At 63.2% G+C, this 16,769-nt stretch carries 10 protein-coding genes and 1 pseudogene; 3 read left to right on the top strand and 8 right to left on the bottom strand.

The features are described 5' to 3' along the window. Nucleotides 1-130 precede the first annotated feature (130 nt). Nucleotides 131-2,767, top strand: a pseudogene (locus tag JFV30_RS15930) (MGH1-like glycoside hydrolase domain-containing protein). Between the two features lie 149 nt (nucleotides 2,768-2,916). Here the strand turns inward: JFV30_RS15930 and JFV30_RS15925 are convergent. The 4 genes from JFV30_RS15925 to JFV30_RS15910 form a co-directional block, all read right to left on the bottom strand. Beyond that, nucleotides 2,917-3,231 (bottom strand): SCP2 sterol-binding domain-containing protein, encoded by a 315-nt coding sequence (locus JFV30_RS15925; RefSeq protein WP_010210990.1) that lies wholly within the window; start codon nucleotides 3,229-3,231, stop codon nucleotides 2,917-2,919. A 56-nt stretch (nucleotides 3,232-3,287) separates the two neighbouring features. Continuing rightward, nucleotides 3,288-3,998: a histidine phosphatase family protein gene (locus JFV30_RS15920; protein ID WP_201124564.1), complete on the bottom strand. Its 711-nt coding sequence runs from the start codon at nucleotides 3,996-3,998 to the stop codon at nucleotides 3,288-3,290. 139 nt (nucleotides 3,999-4,137) lie between these two features. Continuing rightward, entirely contained in the window at nucleotides 4,138-8,871 is a 4,734-nt protein-coding gene (locus tag JFV30_RS15915; protein WP_201124563.1) for a hemagglutinin repeat-containing protein, read from the bottom strand. A 111-nt stretch (nucleotides 8,872-8,982) separates the two neighbouring features. Continuing rightward, nucleotides 8,983-10,674, bottom strand: coding sequence for a ShlB/FhaC/HecB family hemolysin secretion/activation protein (locus JFV30_RS15910; protein ID WP_242487095.1), 1,692 nt, complete (start codon nucleotides 10,672-10,674; stop codon nucleotides 8,983-8,985). 210 nt (nucleotides 10,675-10,884) lie between these two features. Here JFV30_RS15910 and sohB point away from each other — a divergent pair, with 210 nt between their 5' ends. Continuing rightward, nucleotides 10,885-11,910 carry a protease SohB gene (sohB, locus tag JFV30_RS15905; protein ID WP_201124562.1) on the top strand — a complete coding sequence of 342 codons (1,026 nt, stop codon included), beginning with the start codon at nucleotides 10,885-10,887 and terminating at the stop codon, nucleotides 11,908-11,910. A 71-nt stretch (nucleotides 11,911-11,981) separates the two neighbouring features. Here the strand turns inward: sohB and JFV30_RS15900 are convergent, their stop codons facing one another. Further along, a complete protein-coding gene (locus JFV30_RS15900; protein WP_201124561.1) occupies nucleotides 11,982-13,511 on the bottom strand; it encodes an MFS transporter in 1,530 nt (509 codons plus the stop codon). After that, nucleotides 13,508-13,993, bottom strand: a complete 486-nt coding sequence (locus tag JFV30_RS15895) for a GlcG/HbpS family heme-binding protein (protein ID WP_201124560.1) — start codon at nucleotides 13,991-13,993, stop codon at nucleotides 13,508-13,510. Before JFV30_RS15895 ends, JFV30_RS15900 begins: the two co-directional genes overlap by 4 nt. Before the next feature lie 103 nt (nucleotides 13,994-14,096). Here JFV30_RS15895 and JFV30_RS15890 point away from each other — a divergent pair, with 103 nt between their 5' ends. Continuing rightward, entirely contained in the window at nucleotides 14,097-14,987 is an 891-nt protein-coding gene (locus JFV30_RS15890) for a LysR family transcriptional regulator (RefSeq protein ID WP_010172034.1), read from the top strand. 112 nt (nucleotides 14,988-15,099) lie between these two features. Here the strand turns inward: JFV30_RS15890 and dhaL are convergent, their stop codons facing one another. Both dhaL and JFV30_RS15880 read right to left on the bottom strand, forming a co-directional pair. After that, nucleotides 15,100-15,744 (bottom strand): dihydroxyacetone kinase subunit DhaL, encoded by a 645-nt coding sequence (gene dhaL, locus JFV30_RS15885; protein ID WP_169388885.1) that lies wholly within the window; start codon nucleotides 15,742-15,744, stop codon nucleotides 15,100-15,102. Between the two features lie 3 nt (nucleotides 15,745-15,747). Next, complete coding sequence (locus JFV30_RS15880) at nucleotides 15,748-16,749, bottom strand: dihydroxyacetone kinase subunit DhaK (RefSeq protein ID WP_201124559.1); 1,002 nt, start codon at nucleotides 16,747-16,749, stop codon at nucleotides 15,748-15,750. Nucleotides 16,750-16,769 lie beyond the last annotated feature (20 nt).

The raw sequence follows: 16,769 nt of genomic DNA, 5'->3' as shown, positions 1-16,769 counted from the left end.
GCCTTGCAAACGAAGAATCCTCTGGACTTCATTCTACAAATGAATGAGCGGGATGTTATTAGCTTCACGTGCATCTCACCGCCGATGGGCTCTACACTGGCCGTCACTTCGGAACGCGACGGAAGACTCGATGACGGCACAGCCTGCGACGAACATTCTGGAAACGATTGAAGGCCAGCGCCTGGCCAGGGACGACGCCGAGCGCTGGCGTGACTGGGGCCCCTACCTGAGCGAGCGGCAATGGGGCACGGTGCGCGAAGACTACAGCGCCGACGGCGACGCCTGGCGCTACTTCCCCACGAACATGCCCGCAGCCGCGCCTACCGCTGGGGCGAAGACGGCCTCGCGGGTTTCAGCGACAAGGCCCAGCGCTGGTGCCTGGGCCTGGCGCTGTGGAACGAGCACGACGCAATCATCAAGGAGCGCCTGTTCGGCCTGAACAACGCCGAGGGCAACCACGGCGAAGACGTCAAGGAGCTGTACTTTTTCGTCGATGGCGTGCCGAGCCATGCCTACATGCGCATGCTCTACAAATACCCCCACGCGGCCTTTCCCTATGAAGACCTGATCACCGAGAACGCCCGCCGTGGCCTGGGGGATGCCGAATACGAAATCCTCGACACCGGGGTATTCGAAGACAACCGCTACTGCGACGTCACCGTCGAATACGCCAAGCACCAGCCTGACGATGTGTTCATGCGCATCACCGTGCACAACCGTTCCGACCAGCCCACGCGCTTGCAGGTGTTGCCGCACCTGTGGGCGCGCAACGACTGGAGCTGGAGTGCGGATGCGCCCAAGCCCGAGTTGCGCCTGGAGGGCGAGCAGGTGGTGGCACGGCACCACGAGTTGTTTGACCGCCACCTGAGTGCCTGGGGCCAGGACGGTGTGGAATGGCTGTTCTGCGAGAACGAAACCAACTTCCCTAAGCTCGATGGGCAACCCGCGCCGGGGCCATTCAAGGACGGGATCAACGACTACGTGACCACGGGAGCGCAAACCGCGATTCGCCGGGACTCCGGCACCAAGGTCGCCGCGCGTTTCATCCTGGAACTGGCGGGCCTGGAAAGCAAAACCCTGTACCTGCGCTTCGCCCCGGCGGATGCGCCCTGGATCAATGCACGCAAGCTGTTCGAACAGCGCCGCCAGGAGACCGACGAGTTCTACGCGGCGCTGCAACAGGGCATCGCCGATGAAGATGCGCGCAACGTGCAGCGCCAGGCCCTGGCCGGGTTGCTGTGGTCCAAGCAGTTGTATTACTTCGACGTGAACCAGTGGCTCGACGGCGACCCGGCCCAGCCCGCACCGCCGCCCGAGCGCCTGCATATCCGCAATACCCATTGGCGGCACCTGTCGAATTTCGACATCCTCTCGATGCCCGACACCTGGGAATACCCGTGGTACGCCTCGTGGGACCAGGGTTTCCAGGCGGTGGCCTTTGCCCTGATCGATCCGGGTTACGCCAAGCAGCAGCTGTTGCTGTTGGTGAAGGACCGCTTCATGCACCCCAACGGCCAGTTGCCGGCCTACGAGTGGCGTTTCGACGATGCCAACCCGCCGGTGCACGCCTGGGCCAGCTGGCGGGTGTACCAGCAGGACAAGGCGCTGAAGGGCGTGGGCGACATGGATTTCCTCGAGCGGATTTTCCACAAGCTGCTGCTGAATTTTTCCTGGTGGGTCAACCGCAAGGACGCCGAGGGCCGCAACCTGTTCCAGGGTGGTTTCCTCGGGCTGGACAACATTGCGCTGTTCGACCGCTCGGCTGATTTGCCGCCGGGTTATCAGCTGGACCAGGCGGACGGCACGGCGTGGGTGGCCGCCTATGCGTTGGACCTGATGCGCATCGGCCTGGAGTTGGCCAAGCGCAACGTCGTGTACGTGGACATCGCGGTGAAGTTTTTCGAGCACTTCCTGTACATCGCCGGCGCGATCAACCGCGTGGACAACGGTGAGGAAGGCCTGTGGGATGAACAGGACCAGTTTTTCTACGACGTGCTGCACCGTCCCGGCGGTGAAAGTGAACCGGTGCGGCTGCGTTCCATCGTCGGGCTGATGCCGCTGTTTGCGGTGCTGGTGCTGGAGCAGCGCGAGCATGAAGGCCTGGAAGGGCTGCGTGAGCGTCTGCTGGGCTTTATGAAACACCGACCGGACCTGGCCAAGTTGGTGTCGCGCTGGAACGAGCCGGGGCAGGGTAATCGCCTGTTGCTGGCGCTGTTGCGGGGCGAGCGTACCAAGGATTTGCTGCGGCGCATGCTGGATGAGTCCGAGTTTCTTTCCACGTTTGGGGTGCGCTCGCTATCCAAAGCCTTTGCCGAGGAACCGCTGGCGCTGAAGATGAATGGCAACACCCTGTGTGCCCGCTATGAACCGGCGGAGTCGGATTCGCGGTTGTACGGCGGCAACTCCAATTGGCGTGGGCCGTTGTGGATGCCGGTCAATTACATGCTGATTGAGTCGCTGCGGGAATTTCATCGCTACTACGCCGACAATTTCTCGGTGGAGTACCCGGCGGGGAGTGGGTACCTGGCTTCGTTGGAGGAGGTGGCAGACGGTCTGAGTCAACGGCTGACGCGCTTGTTTCTGCGAGATGAAAACGGTTCAAGGCCGTCGATGGTGGGGTATGCGCAGTTGGAGGCGGACCCGGCGAGTCGCGACCTTGGTGTTGTTCCATGAGTACTTTCATGGCGAGACCGGGCGGGGGTTGGGGGCGTCGCACCAGACGGGGTGGAGTGCGTTGGTGGCGCTGTTGTTGCAGCCAAAAACCTGAAAACAATACGATCAAAATGTGGGGCTTATGTGGGAGCTGGCTTGCCTGCGATGCAGACGCCTCGGTGAATCAGTTGCACTGAGGTGATGCTATCGCGGGCAAGCCCGGCTCCCACACAAACTCACTTGGTCTGGCCAGGGTTACCCTGATCAGGCCGGGAACAGCTCGCTCAATTTCATGGCCAGCATCATGTCGCCTTCAGTGCGCAGTTTGCCGCCCATGAACGCTTGCATGCCGTCGGTTTCGCCGCTGACGATGCCTTTCATGGTTTCGGCGTCCATCACCAGGGTGACCTGGGCGTCCGGGTTTTCACCTTCCAGCAGTTCGCAGGTGTTGTTTTTCACAACCAGCGAGAAGTTCTGGGTGTCGTCGATACGGAAACCGAACACCAGGTCCAGGCCGTCGGCAGCGGCTGGGTTGAATTTGGCTTTCATTGCTTCTACGGCTTTAGCTACGTCAGTCATGGTTTCGATCCTTTTATGGTGAGTCCAGTGACCTTGGGGTCACGGTTGGCCGCAATTCATCGGAAGGTGATGAGCTGCGGCGCCTTCAACAGTTGCAAGTGGGTATGACTGTTGAAGGAAGCCAGTGCCACCTCGCGACCACGGAATTTCAGGTGGTTGAGCGAGGTGTTAACAATTTGCCAGTTCAGTTCGAAGGCCTGTGCGGCAGGCATTCGGGTAATCAGGTGGAGCAGGGCGGTGATGGTGCCGCCGGAGGTGAACACGGCGATCTTGTCACTGCTGTCGGCGGCTTCGAGCAGGCGTTGCAGGCCACCCTGCACCCGTTCGACAAACCCCAGCCAGCTTTCCAGGCCCGGCGGGTCGTAGGTGCCTTCCAACCAGCGTTCGACAATCAGGGAAAAGATGCGCTGGAACTCGCCGCGGTTTTGCGCGGCGTTGCGCAGGATGTGCAGGGCTTCGGGTTCGCTGTGCAGCAAGTCCGGGAGCAGGGCGCGAATGATTGCCTCGGCATCGAATTCGTTGAACGCGCTGTCGATTTCCAGCGGCGGTACCGGCAGGCCAAGGGCGCTGTACTGTTCGAAGGCGGCGGTGGCCGTGTGCTGCTGGCGACGCAGGTCACCTGACACGCAACGGTCGAAGCTCAGGCCCAGTTCCGCCAGGTGGCTGCCGAGCACTTGCGCCTGTTGCACGCCGATGGGCGACAGCACGTCATAGTCGTCTGCACCGAAGGAGGCCTGGCCATGTCGAATCAGGTAGATGCTGCCCACGTCCGTTTTCCCGGTACGTTGAAAGTCTGGCGAGGTTATGAGGATGCCGGGAAGCTGTCAATGAAAAAACATACGCTTGTTTTAAAAGCTCGTTAGAGGGCAGCCCCGGTACCGCGGCTGCACCGCTTGCGTGCCGCTGTCAGCGGCCTTTCTGATCAACCCCGCTGGTCAGTAACTGGCGCTGGTCGTACCCGCCGGTACGCAGCAGGCCGGTATTGAACTGCTCGTCGGCCAGGCTTTGCGGGTCACGTTCTTTGGTGAACTCCTGGTTCAGCGCCAGGCCCAGCAGCAAGGGGGAGGCTGAGGCGTTGATGCCCAGGTCGGTGCGCTGGTCGCGGCCACTCAAGTCCTTGCCGGTGACTGACGCGCCACCCAGGTCCACTGTGCCACCGCTGGAGCCTATCCGCGCGCCCAGCAGGTCGACGCCGCCCGCCACCTGCAAATCCACACCGTCACGGCCCCGGATCCCGGAAGCCTCGGCCACGGTGTCATTGCGCGTGCGGCTGAAGTCCGCCAGCAGGGTCGGGGTGACATCGCGGTTTTTCGGGTTCTGGAACAGCAGGTCCTTGAAGCGATCGCGGGAGGCGCCAGGGCTGCCACTACTTCTGGCCAGCAACTTGTCCTTGAGCGCCTGGGTCTTGTCGGCGGCTTTTTCGTAGAGTTTTTTGCCGGTGTTTTTCACGGTGTCACCGAACGGGCCGGCGGCAACGCTTGCCTTATCAATCCCGCCGGACGGGTTTTTCTCGGTGGTCAGTTGCGCATCCAGGTTCAGTGTCAATGCCTGTACCTGATCTTGCCGGCTCTCGACCACCAGGTCAGCGCCGATCCAGCCGCTGACCTCGCCGGCCGTGACGGTGGCGCCCAGCAGTCGGGTATCGCCCCGGCTGTCGAGCTGCACCCGGTCAGCCACCAGGCGCGTGTTGTCGTGGGTCTGGCTGTCGAGCTGGTCGATGCCGCCTTTCGCCCGGGCGAACAGGCCCGAGCCGTTGTCGGACGACTCTGAGCTGCGGGTGAGGCTGGCGCCCAGCCCGGCGGTCAGGGATTTGTTGTCGCGCTGCTCATTGGAGACGGCGGACTCCAGGATCAGCTCGCCGCCGATGGCAGCCAGCTCGAACGCCTCAGCCTTGCCTTGCACCCCTTGCAGGCGCACATTCCGGCCCTCGATTTGCACCGTGCCGCGACTGTCGAGGCTGCCACCCCGTTGCAGGGTGCCGCGCTCATCAATGCTGCCCACGCCGCCCTGGAGGCCGAACCCGCCGCTCGTTCCGCTGGCGGTGTCGCTTTGGGTGGCCTTGACGCTCGCCCGCGCACCGCCGCCGAGGTTGCCACCGGCGGCCGAATAGGTGTCGATACCGGCCAGCAACTCCACATTACCGCCGGCCTTGAGTCGCCCATCGCCGCTGTTGCGTTCAGCGCTGCCGATTTGCGCGCCATGCAATGTAAGGTCCTGCCCCGCGATAATCTCGGTCAGGCCTTCGGCTAACAGGCTGGCGCCACGGCCCTGGGTGTCTTCCACCACCAGCCACGCTTTGTCGAGCTGGCCGCCTGCGTTGGCTTTTTTCAGGGTGTCGGGGCTGGTGCCGGCCTCCACCCAGCCAAACCCGCCCAGGGTTGTTTCATCGCTGGTTTGCCAGTCGCGGGCCTCGGTAAAGCTCAGGGACCCCGGCGTGCGGATTTTGAGGTCACCCTGGCCTGCATCAAACCGGGTGCCCTCATACCGGCCATCCGTACCCAACTGCACCTGGATCCCGTATTTGCCCTCCAGGCTGCCGGGTACCGCGGTGCCGGTGGCCTGGCGCAAGTCGAAACTGCCGCCCGAGCCGAGGACCCGCGCGTTGATGTCGCTGCCGGTGGTGGTATAGACCCGCAAGGCGGTGTCGACGTCGGTGCCCTTGTCCCGGCTGAACATGGTGTTTTCAGCGGCTGCAAACGCATGGCTTCCGGCGGTGATCGACAGCGTGCCGTCGGTGGCCACATAGCGCGTGCCGGTGTCGGTCAGCGCGCCGTCGACCTGAACGTTGACCGAGGCGCCTTCGAACTCACTGACCACCGCCGTGGTGGAACCCGACTCGGCGCGGCTGTCCAGCACGTTGACGGCCAGGTCGATACCGGCGTTGGGTGGGTCCAGCGCATCCAGCACCGAAGGTTGGTAGACCTTGGTCTGGTCGATCCCGTCGACGACTTTCTTGATCGGCCGGGTCACGTCCTTGTATTCGATGTTGGCGCCGACACTGACACTCCAGTGGTCGACCTCCCGGGTCTCGACAACGCTGTCGTATACCGCACGATTTTCCAGGGTGCCCGCGCTGACATTCAGCTCGCCGCCCGCCTTGACCTTGGCGGCCTCGGTGATGAGTTGGCCCTGGCCCTCACCGGCGATCACATTGATATTTCCCGCAGCGCTCAACTGGCTTGATTGAACCGTGGAGGTGTCCGTGGTCGTCACGTCCTTGTCCTTGTCGACCTGCCAGCCGCCGCCTGCGCGGTCCATGCCGCCGGTGTAGAACTGGCCAAGGCTGAGGCTGTTTTCCTCGACGACCCGCAGGCTTTTATCCGCCTCGCTGAGCAGTTCTATGGAGGGGGCCGAGAGGTTCAAATCGCCGTCGGTGGCCGTTACGTCGGAGCCCTTGACCCGCAGATTATTGCCGGCGTTGATGTCCGCGCTGGCGCCGGTGAGTTGACTGCCCTCGTGGGTGAGGGTGTCCTCGGTGGTGGTGGTTTGTTTCTGGTTGTAGTTGATCCCGGCCTGGTATTGCTCCGACCCCTTGATCCCGGGCGCGGCTTCTTTGGTTTCACCGGCGGAGGCGGAGAACCCGTGCTGGTCGGTCTCAGTGAGGGTTTGGGCGGTGTTTTTGCCTGCCAGCAGGTTGATGTCGGCCTCGGCTTGCAGTTCGAGCCGGCCTTGTGCCGACACGTCGGAGCCCACCACGTTCAAGTCGCTGGCGCTTTGCAGGCGCAGATTGCTGTGCGACTGCACCTGGCTGCGGACCTGAGTGGCGGTGTTCTTGCGCTCGCGGGTCTGGTCCTTGAGCAGGCCAAACAGTTTGCTGTCGGTGACGGACTTGTCCGACGTCACGCGGTTTTGCGCGCCGTCGATGCTCAGGGCGCCGCTTGTGCTGACCAGCAACGCATCTTTCTCTCCCACGACCTGGCTGCCGCTGATGGCGACGTTTTCCGAGCGCAGCCGCAAGGTGCCGTTGGCCTCCACCAGGCTGCCGACCACCAGGTCTTCGTTGCGTTCGTCCTTCAGGTTCTCGCCGAAAAAACTGCCGGAGAGCAAGTCGCCTTCGTAGTCTTTTTGCCAGCTCTCCTGGACGACCCGGGTGGTGCCGATGTCCACCTTGCCCCCGGCGTCGATCGTCAGGTCGCCCTGGCTCACGACCTCGCTGCCGAGTACTTGCAGGTCCTGCTGGCTGCTCAACTGCATCGCGCCGCCGCTGGTGAGGCTGCTGCTGCGGACGGTTTCTATTTTTTCGGTTTTATCGTAGTCGCCGCGCCAGAGGTTTTTGCGGTGGTTGAGGGTTTCGCGGGTTTCCTTCGAGTCGTTCAGTGCACTCAGGCGCAGGTCCTTGCCGGCCTCGGCCTGAAGGGTTCCGCCGGCGCTGGCGGTGGAGGCCTTGAACTCGATATTTTTGCCGGCCTTGAGGCTTACGTCGGCAGTGGCCGTGAGGTTGCTGCCGTGCTGCCGGGTCTGGCTGTCGGTGGTTTTCTGGTCGTAGGTCTCGGTGGTAATGAACAGGAATTTACTCTCCCAGTTTTCCCGCTGCTCGGTTTTACGCGAACTGGTCAGGGCGTCGAGCCGCAGGTCACCCCCGGCGCTGGCGTCGATGGTGCGTGCGCTGACGTCGGTGGCGGTGAGCACCAGGTCGTCCTTGGCCTGCAACTGCACATCGCCGGTGTCGCTGTTCAACAGGGTGCGGTTGGCGTTTAGGGAGTCTGGCCGGGTGCTGCCGGTTATTTCCAGGTTGCCGGCCGAGGCCACCGTAAGGTCTGCCATGGCCAGCAGCGGCGCGGCAACCTTGACCCCGGCGCCGTCGACGGTGCTGATGATATTGATCCGCCCGGCCTGCATCGCGCCGAACAGCTGCGCGTCGACGGGCGGCCTGGCCGGCTGGCGTACCTGTTCGATCCTTCGATCTTCATACGCCACCTGGTTGAAACCCATGATGACATTCAGGTCGCTCCGTGCATCGATGCTGCCGTTGACGTCGATACGCGGTGCAATCAGGTCTATGGCGCCTGCCATGTTGCTCAGTCCGCGGTCACCTACAATCAGCTCGTTGGGCGCGTCAAAGGTTGTGAGGCGCGCAAGGCGCCCGTCCTCGAACTCCGGGCTGCCCACCACGAAGGCGGCTCGCGGCGTATTGATAAAGCTGGCGCCATTGACGTTGATGCCGTTGGGGTTGGCCAGCACATAGTCGGCCGCCCGGCCGAAGATCTCCTGGGGGCCGTTGATGCGGGAGGCGTTGCGACTGATCACTTCGTTGAGAATCAGGCTCGCGTCACGGCCATTGAACTGCGGGTTGGCACCCAGTTGCCCGGCCAATTGCGACTGGCCTGCCGCCGTTGAATTGTTCAGCACCAGCCCCTGGCGCTCGACGTCGTAGTTCAGGAACTGATTGTGGGAAAGCCCCGTGGCGTTGGGGGCAACAATATTGATCACCGGCACCCCTTGTTGGGTGGAGACTGTGGCGCCGCCGGGAGCCGGGACCGGGCTCTGCGGGGTGGACGCGGCCATGGTCACCGTCACTGTTGCCCCGCTGGCGGCCATGGCGGGTTGTATGTAGTGGACAAATACCAGGCCGCAGACCATCCAGCGCAAGGTCTGGCAGGGTTTGAGGGCGGCCGGTGGCGCGTGCGCAATTGTTTTCATTACGAAACCTTTTTGATTGTTGTTATGGGGTTGTGTGCACTGTCCTGATGCTCCTTGCGAGCACGGGTGAAGCCTCTTCGGGTATTCCTCCAGAAAACCCGCCTTGCGAACTCAGATTTGCAGGCTCAACTCCAGCCGCCAGAAGCCCGGCTCGTGGCTCGAAGGGGGCGGGCCGTAGAGCCTGCGCTGGTAATCCAGGTCCAGTTGCCAGTCGCGGGTGCTCAAGCCGACGCCGATATTGGCCCCGGCCAGCCGCTGGCTTTCGGCACCCGTCACTTGCTTGCTCCAACCCACGTCCAGCCCCACACGCGGGCTGAGGGTCCATTGCGTGCCGAGGCGGCGGGGCAGGCTGAGGGTGTTGCGCCACACCGCGCCATTGGCCGCCTGTACCAGGTCCTGACGAAAGCCGCGTACCGCGTAGTCATCAGTCAGCAGCATCTGTTCCAGGCTGGGCAGTGGGTCGGGGCTGTATTGCAGCGCCAGTTGGCTGTTCCAGCTCCATTGGCCATCGCGGCTCTGGCGCCAGTAGCTCACGTCGGCGCGGTACTTGCGAAACTGCGCGCGGGGCAGCGCGGGTGACAGCCGTTCCTCGTCGCGGTCGGCTCCCAGCCAGTCCAGGCCCTGGGCGTAGCTGAGAGTGGCATTCCACAGGCCGTCGGTGATTTTCAGCAGGCTCAGGCTGGCTTCAGCGACCGTCAGGCTCGGGCTTTGGATGGCCAGGTATTGATCGGCAAAGTAGCTCTGCGAACGCTTTGAACTCAGGCGCAGCATGCCGTTGAGCAGCGTGCCCTGGTCGCGCCAGAGCAGGCGGTTGAGGCTGAGGCTGTATTGGCGGGTCTGGCCGTTGGCGCGGACGGTCTGGCTCGGCAGCTCGACCGGGTAGCAGTATTGGGAGTGGCTGGCGCTCAGGGCCAGGGTCCAGAAGCCGTAGGGAATGTTGTAGTACAGGCTTTGGCTGCGGCTGTAGGCGGACGTCTGGTCCAGGGTGGTGCTGGTGCTCAGGGCGACAAAATCGTTCAACCCCGAGGGGCTGTCGTAGGTCAGGGTCAGCGCGCCGTTGTTGCGTCCGATGTATTCGGTGCCACGGTTGTTGTAGCTCACCACGGCGCCGATCGGCGCGGCGCTGGTGCGTGGGCGAATCAGCAGCCGTGAGCCGCCGGGCAAGCTGCCGGGGGCCACGTCGGCGGTGAGGTCCAGGGAGCGCAGGCGGTTGAGTTGGTCGAGGCCCTGTTCCAGCTCCCGCAGTTGCAGCGGTTTGCCGAGCATCCCGGGGAACGCGCCGCGCAGCGAGATGGGCAGGTCGGGGGCCGCAAGCTCGATGCTTTCGACAAAACCTTCCTCGATGATGATGTCCAGACTCTGGCCGTCCTGTGGCCGTTGCGCCAGGTAAGGCCGGCTGGCGATGAAGCCGGCGTCGGCATACAGCGCGGTCAGGGCCCCCAGCAATTGGTTGATGCGGGTGACGCTCATGCAGTCGCTCATCAGCGGCTGAAGGCGTGCATTGACCTGCGCCAGGCTGATCAAGGTGTTGCCTTGCAGCCTGAGCCCCCGGACCTGCCAGCAGGGCTCGACGGGGAGCGGTGGCGGTGGCCCCGGCGCAGCCTGGGGTGGCAAGGGGCCGGAGCGCTCCAGCAGGCGCAAGCGCTGCTCCAGTTCCAGCTGTTCCCGGGTTCGCCGCTCAAGCTCCTGGGCACGAGGGTCGGCAGCCAGGGTGGGCGCGGGGGCAATCAGTACGATCGCCAGGGCCGTGAGCATCCACGACGCACGGATCTGGCACGGAATGTTGCAATGCCTGCTATACATGAGCGTTGCTTCTACAGGGTCTGATAAACGCGGAGTTTAAGGCGGTTTTCCCCTGTAAATGCTGGACGTGGCGTCTGAAAATGTTGTGGGAATCGAACTACGCAAGTAGGAAAAATTGGTTATTTTTGTAGGAATTTGTTGCGTTCACAGTGTTAGACATCACGACGACAATCCCCGTAGACTGCGCCTTTCAAGCCTCACAGGTGTCTTATGGAGTTTCTTGCCGAGTACGCAAGTTTTCTAGCTAAAACCGTCACCCTGGTGGTCGCCATTCTGGTGGTCCTGGCCAGTTTTGCTGCCCTGCGCAGCAAGGGGCGTCGCAAGTCCGCCGGCCAGTTGCAGGTCAGCAAACTCAATGACTTCTACAAGGGCCTGCGTGAGCGCCTGGAGCAGACCTTGCTCGACAAGGACCAGCTCAAGGCCCTGCGCAAGTCTGAAAGCAAGGCTGAAAAGAAGAACAGCAAGAAGAAACCCGAGGCCAGGCCACGGGTGTTCGTGCTGGATTTCGACGGCGATATCAAAGCCTCGGCCACCGAAAGCCTGCGTCATGAAATCACCGCACTGTTGAGCCTGGCCACGCCCAAGGACGAAGTGGTGCTGCGCCTCGAAAGCGGCGGCGGCATGGTCCACAGCTACGGCCTGGCGTCGTCGCAACTGGCCCGTATCCGCGAGGCGGGCGTACCGTTGACCGTGTGCATCGACAAGGTCGCGGCCAGCGGCGGCTACATGATGGCGTGCATCGGCGAGAAGATCATCAGCGCGCCGTTTGCCATCCTGGGCTCGATCGGCGTGGTGGCGCAGTTGCCCAACGTCAACCGACTGCTGAAGAAGCACGACATCGACTTCGAAGTGCTGACCGCCGGTGAATACAAGCGCACCCTGACCGTGTTTGGCGAAAACACCGAGAAGGGCCGGGAGAAGTTCCAGGAAGACCTGGACATCACCCATCAACTGTTCAAGAACTTCGTGTCGCGCTACCGCCCGCAGCTGGCCATTGATGAAGTGGCTACCGGTGAAGTCTGGCTGGGCGTTGCCGCGTTGGACAAGCAACTGGTGGACGCGCTGCAAACCAGCGACGAATACCTGGCAACCAAGGCCAAGACTGCCGAGGTATTCCACCTGCATTATGCCGAGCGTAAAAGCCTGCAGGAGCGAGTGGGCCTGGCAGCCAGCGGTTCGGTAGATCGCGTGCTGCTGACCTGGTGGAGTCGCCTGACCCAGCAGCGGTTCTGGTAACAGGTCAGCTGCCTGGCGAAGATCAAAATGTGGGAGCGGGCTTGCTCCCACATGGGTTTGTGGTGGTCAACTCACCGAGTTGGTAGTGAAGCCTGCGGCACCGCCGGTATGGGATGGCGCATCAGCGATCCCACCACCAGCGCCCCCAGCAATCCCAACAGTCCCGCCACCCACAACACCACGCTGAACCCGCCGACAAAGGCCTGCCGCGCCAGTGGCTGCACCATCCCTCGTGCCGACTCAGGCAGCAGCGCCATTGCCGCCGGCATATCGCCCGCCACCACCCGTGAAGCAATCCCCGACACCTGTTCCTGCCACTGTGCGCCCAGGCGGGTGTGCAGCAGCTGTTCGCTGTGGCTGCTCAACAAGGCCCCGTACACCCCGATCGCCAACATGATCGCGCTGAAGCGCATGGTCGTACTCATGCCCGATGCCATCCCGGCGCGGTCTCGTGGCACGCAGGCCATGATGTTTTTCTGGGTGTCGCCATTGAGCAATCCGGCGCCGGCCCCCGTCACCGCTATGGCCAGGGCGAACGGCAGGTAGCCGCCAACATTCACCGCCCAGGCACTGAGCAGGTTGCCGCAACCCACCAGCGTGAGCCCCGTCGCCATCATCGTTGCCGGTGCAAAGCGACCCGCCAGGCGTGCGCCAATCCTGGGGCAAACCAGCATGGTCAAGGCAAACGGCAGCATGCCGAGCCCAGACGCAATCGCGGAGAAACCCAGGCCGTTTTGCAGGTAGAACGGCAGCAGCGTCATCATCACCTGGGCGCAGCCGGCGTAGGCGAACATCCCAAGCAGCGCACCGATAAAGCGTGGGTGCTTGAACAGTTGGAGGTCTACCATCGGCCGCTGTTGCAGGCGTTCGGCGAGCACAAACAAGCCCAGCAAAGCGATGCCGCCCAGCAATCGGGCGTAGGTCAGCGGGTTGTCCCAGCCGATGCGGTTGGCCTCGATCAGACCCCAGATCAGGCACAGCAAGCTCGCGCTGAAAGCCAGGCTGCCCCAAGGGTCCAGCCGCGCCGATTGGCTATCCCGCGAATGCGGGATGGCATGCACCGACAGCGCCATCAACCCCAGGCCGATGGGCAAGTTGAGATAGAAAATCCAGCGCCAGCCCAGGTACTCGGTGATCAAGCCGCCCAGGGTCGGCGCGGCGGTCATCGCCACACCCATGCACGCGCCCCAGAACGCCCAGGCCTTGGCACGCTCCGCTTCGTCATGAAAGGTGTGACCGATGGAGGCCAGCGCAGAAGTCAGCAGCAAGGCCGCACCGACGCCTTTGATGGCTCGGGCGATGTCCAGGAACAACGCATTCGGTGCTGCGCCGCAGCCGAGGGAGGCGAGGATGAAAATGCTCAGGCCCCAGATCAGGCTTTTCTTGCGCCCGAAGCGGTCGGCAATGCTCCCGGCCGGCAGCAACAGCGCGGCGAAGGCCAGCATATAAGCGCTGACCACCCACTCGATATCGGCAAAATTCGCCCCCAGGTCCCGGGCGATGCTTGGCAGGGTGACGGCGACGATATTGGTGTCGAGCACAATCAGCGAGCAGACCCCGGAGGCAGTCAGCAGCGTGAGGCGCGAGCTGGCGTTGCTCATGGTTGCACCGCGCTCACCGCCGCCAGGGCGATCTCGTCGTCGTGGGCCGGGGTGTCGGCGCTGATGCCGATGGCGCCCACGACCTGGCCTTCAAGAATGATGGGCTGGGCGCCTTTCATCATCAGCAGGCCGGCGGTGATGGCTGCCTGGCGCCCACCGTTGATGGCGTTTTCCAGGTCTGCGGAGGGCCGCTTGAAAAGTGCTGACGTGCGCGCCTTGCCTTGGGCCAATTCGATGCCCGCCACCACAGGGGCCCCGTCCATGCGCAGGGTCAGGATCGGCCAGCCACCGTCATCGACGATTGCCAGGGCGCAGGGCCAGCCTTTGTCGGCGGCCAATTTTCGAGCGTGTGCAGCGACCTGCTGGGCAGTTGCCAGGCTAAGTATTGCCTTGTGGGCAATGCCCGGTGACGGCTCTGCCGCGAACGCCGCTGGCAGGGTGCAAAGACCGACAGCGGCCAGGATCAATGATTTGACGAACATGGGAAAGCCTCTCTACTGTAAGCGTACCGCGAGCTTATCCTCGGTAAGGCGCGCCGTTGTTAGGCGCCATACAGCACTTCATTACCTTTGAGCTAATCCTGTGATGGAAATACGGCATTTCCGCTACTTCCTGGCCGTTGCCCGGCAACGCAATTTCACCCGTGCCGCCGAGCAACTGGGCATTGCACCGCCGACCCTGAGCCGACAGATCCAGGACATGGAGACCACCCTGGGCACCCGCCTGTTTATCCGCAGCCAGCGCGAAGTCAGCCTGACCGAGGCGGGTGCGGCGTTGCTGATCGAGGCCGAGGCTACCGTGCGCCAGTTCGAGTTTGCCCAGCGCAATGCCCAGCGTGCCGGGCGTGGCGAGATCGGTCATATCGAATTGGGGTATGTGGCGTCGGCGGTGTATTCGGGGCTGCTGCAGCGCCAGGTGCAGTCGTTCTGCGCGGATTGCCCGGACGTGAGCCTCAATGTGCGCGAGAGCCCCATGGCGGCGTTGCCGGGACTGGTGGCCGAGGGGCGCTACGACATTGGCTATATTCGCTCGCCGATGACCTTGCCTGACGGCGTCGATGCGGTGCGGTTGAGCAGTGAGGGGTTTGTGCTGGCGTTGCCTCAGGATTCGTGGCTGCTGGGGTTGAAGGCGATCAGCTGTGAGCACCTGCAGAACGAGACCTTCATCTTGCCCGAGCAGATCAGCGGCACGTTGCACGTGGCGGCGCAGGGCGGCTATGCACCCCGGTTAGGGCCGCAGCCGGGTGGTTTGGTGGCGGTGATTGCCTTGGTGTCGCTGGGGCAGGGCGTGGCGGTGGTGCCGGAGTCAGTGGTGGGGCATGTGGGATTGCCGAACGTGGTGTATCGCAGGATTGAAGGCAGCGAGGCGTCGTCGTGGCTGTCGCTGATCCACCGGCGTTTTGAAAAGGCGCCGGCGGTGGCGCGGTACATAGAGCAGGTGAAGCAGAGTGCAGCTGTTTTTGGTGATAAACGTTAAACCGCGCCGCGGCCATCGCAGGCAAGCCAGCTCCCACAGTTGACAGCGTACGCCCAGGCACACTCGATCAACTGTGGGAGCTGGCTTGCCTGCGATGAGGCCTGGCCAGGCGCTACACCAACCGCGGTTGAACCGAATCCGCCAGCCTTGTCAGTATCAAACAGCACGACACCGCGCCCGCATCCAGTACGCCGAGCGAACGCTCACCCAGCCGACTCGCCCGGCCAATCTTCGCCACCAGATCCCTGGTGGAATCCCGTCCCTGTGACGCCGCACTTTTCATCGCCTCCAGCGCTTCACTGAACGACGCGCCCGACGCGTGGGCCTGTTCAAACGCCTCCACCGCCGGAATCAATGTGTCCATCAAACACTTGTCCCCCACGCCGGCTTCGGTGATGTCCTGCAATGACGTCAGTCCGCCCCGCAGCAAGTGCGCAAAGGTCGCCGCGTCAATCTCTTCGCTGGCCCGTACCTCATCCGCCATACCGATAAACAGGCTGCCATACAGCGGGCCCATGGAGCCTCCGATGCCTTCCATCAGGCTCAGCGTCAACTCATCCAGCGCTTCGGCCAGGGTCAACTGGCGGCCTTCGATCGTGCGCCCGCAATGGGCAAAGCCCTTGGCCATGTTGATGCCGTGGTCGCCATCGCCAATGGCGCCGTCAACTTCGCTGAGGTACTCGCGGTTGGCAACGATCACGCTCACCAGGTCGGCGACGATGGCGCTGCCGTCGTGGGTGGAGAAATGCTGGCTCATGGTTTATTCCGCCTGGGTCATGCCGATGGAACGGCAGGGTTGGTCGATCAGGGTTTTCAGCTCGGCGTCCAGGCCCAGCAAGGTTAGGGTCACGCCCATCATTTCCAGGGAGGTGAAGTAGTTGCCCACGTAGCAGCGGTGAATCTTCAAACCCTTGGCCTTGAGCTGACGTTCAACCTCGGCGTAGAAAATGTAAAGCTCCATCACCGGCGTGGCGCCCAGGCCCGAGACCAGCACCACCACGCTGTCGTCCTGGCTGAAGTCGCGGTCGGCGAGGATCGGCGCGAGCATGCGCGCCGCCATGGCTTCGGCGGACTCGATGGGAATCACTTCGATGCCCGGCTCGCCGTGGTGGCCGATGCCCAATTCCATCTGCCCGTCGGGGATCTGGAAGTTCGGCTTGCCCACCGCGGCGATGGTGCAGGGCGTAAGGCCGATGCCGATGGAGCGGCAGTTGTCGACCGCCTTCTGGGCGACACGAATTACCCCGTCCAGGTCGTAATGCTGTGCGGCAGCTGCACCGCCGACCTTCCACATGAAGATCTCGCCCGCCACCCCGCGACGCTTGGCGATGTCGGCCTTGGGCGCCGAGGCCACGTCGTCGTTGGCGACCACGGTGCGGATGCGCATGTCCTTGCTGGCAGCCATCTTCATCGCCAGCTTCACGTTCATGTTGTCGCCGGCGTAGTTGCCGTACAGGCACGCCACGCCGGCGCCGTGGTCGGCGGCGCGGAAGGCGTCGAAGAAACTTTTGGCGGTGGGCGAGGAGAAAATCTCGCCGACGGCCACGGCGTCTACCAGGCCCGGGCCGACATAGCCGAGGAACGCCGGTTCATGCCCGGAGCCGCCGCCGGTCACGATGCCCACACGGCCTTGCGGTGACGGCTTGGCCTTGCCGATCACCCGGGGATTGGTTTCGTACTGGCGCAGCTCGGGGTGCGCGACCAGAATGCCCCGCAGCATGTCCTCGACCACCTGATCCGGATCGTTTATCACTCGATTCATAACGCGGTTTCCTGTGTTCT

Origin of the sequence: Pseudomonas sp. TH32 (assembly GCF_016650855.1) — a bacterium.
In the GTDB taxonomy this organism is placed as follows: domain Bacteria; phylum Pseudomonadota; class Gammaproteobacteria; order Pseudomonadales; family Pseudomonadaceae; genus Aquipseudomonas.
Note: the sequence above shows the minus strand (reverse complement) of the source record. Positions and strands in the feature narration are given on the sequence as shown.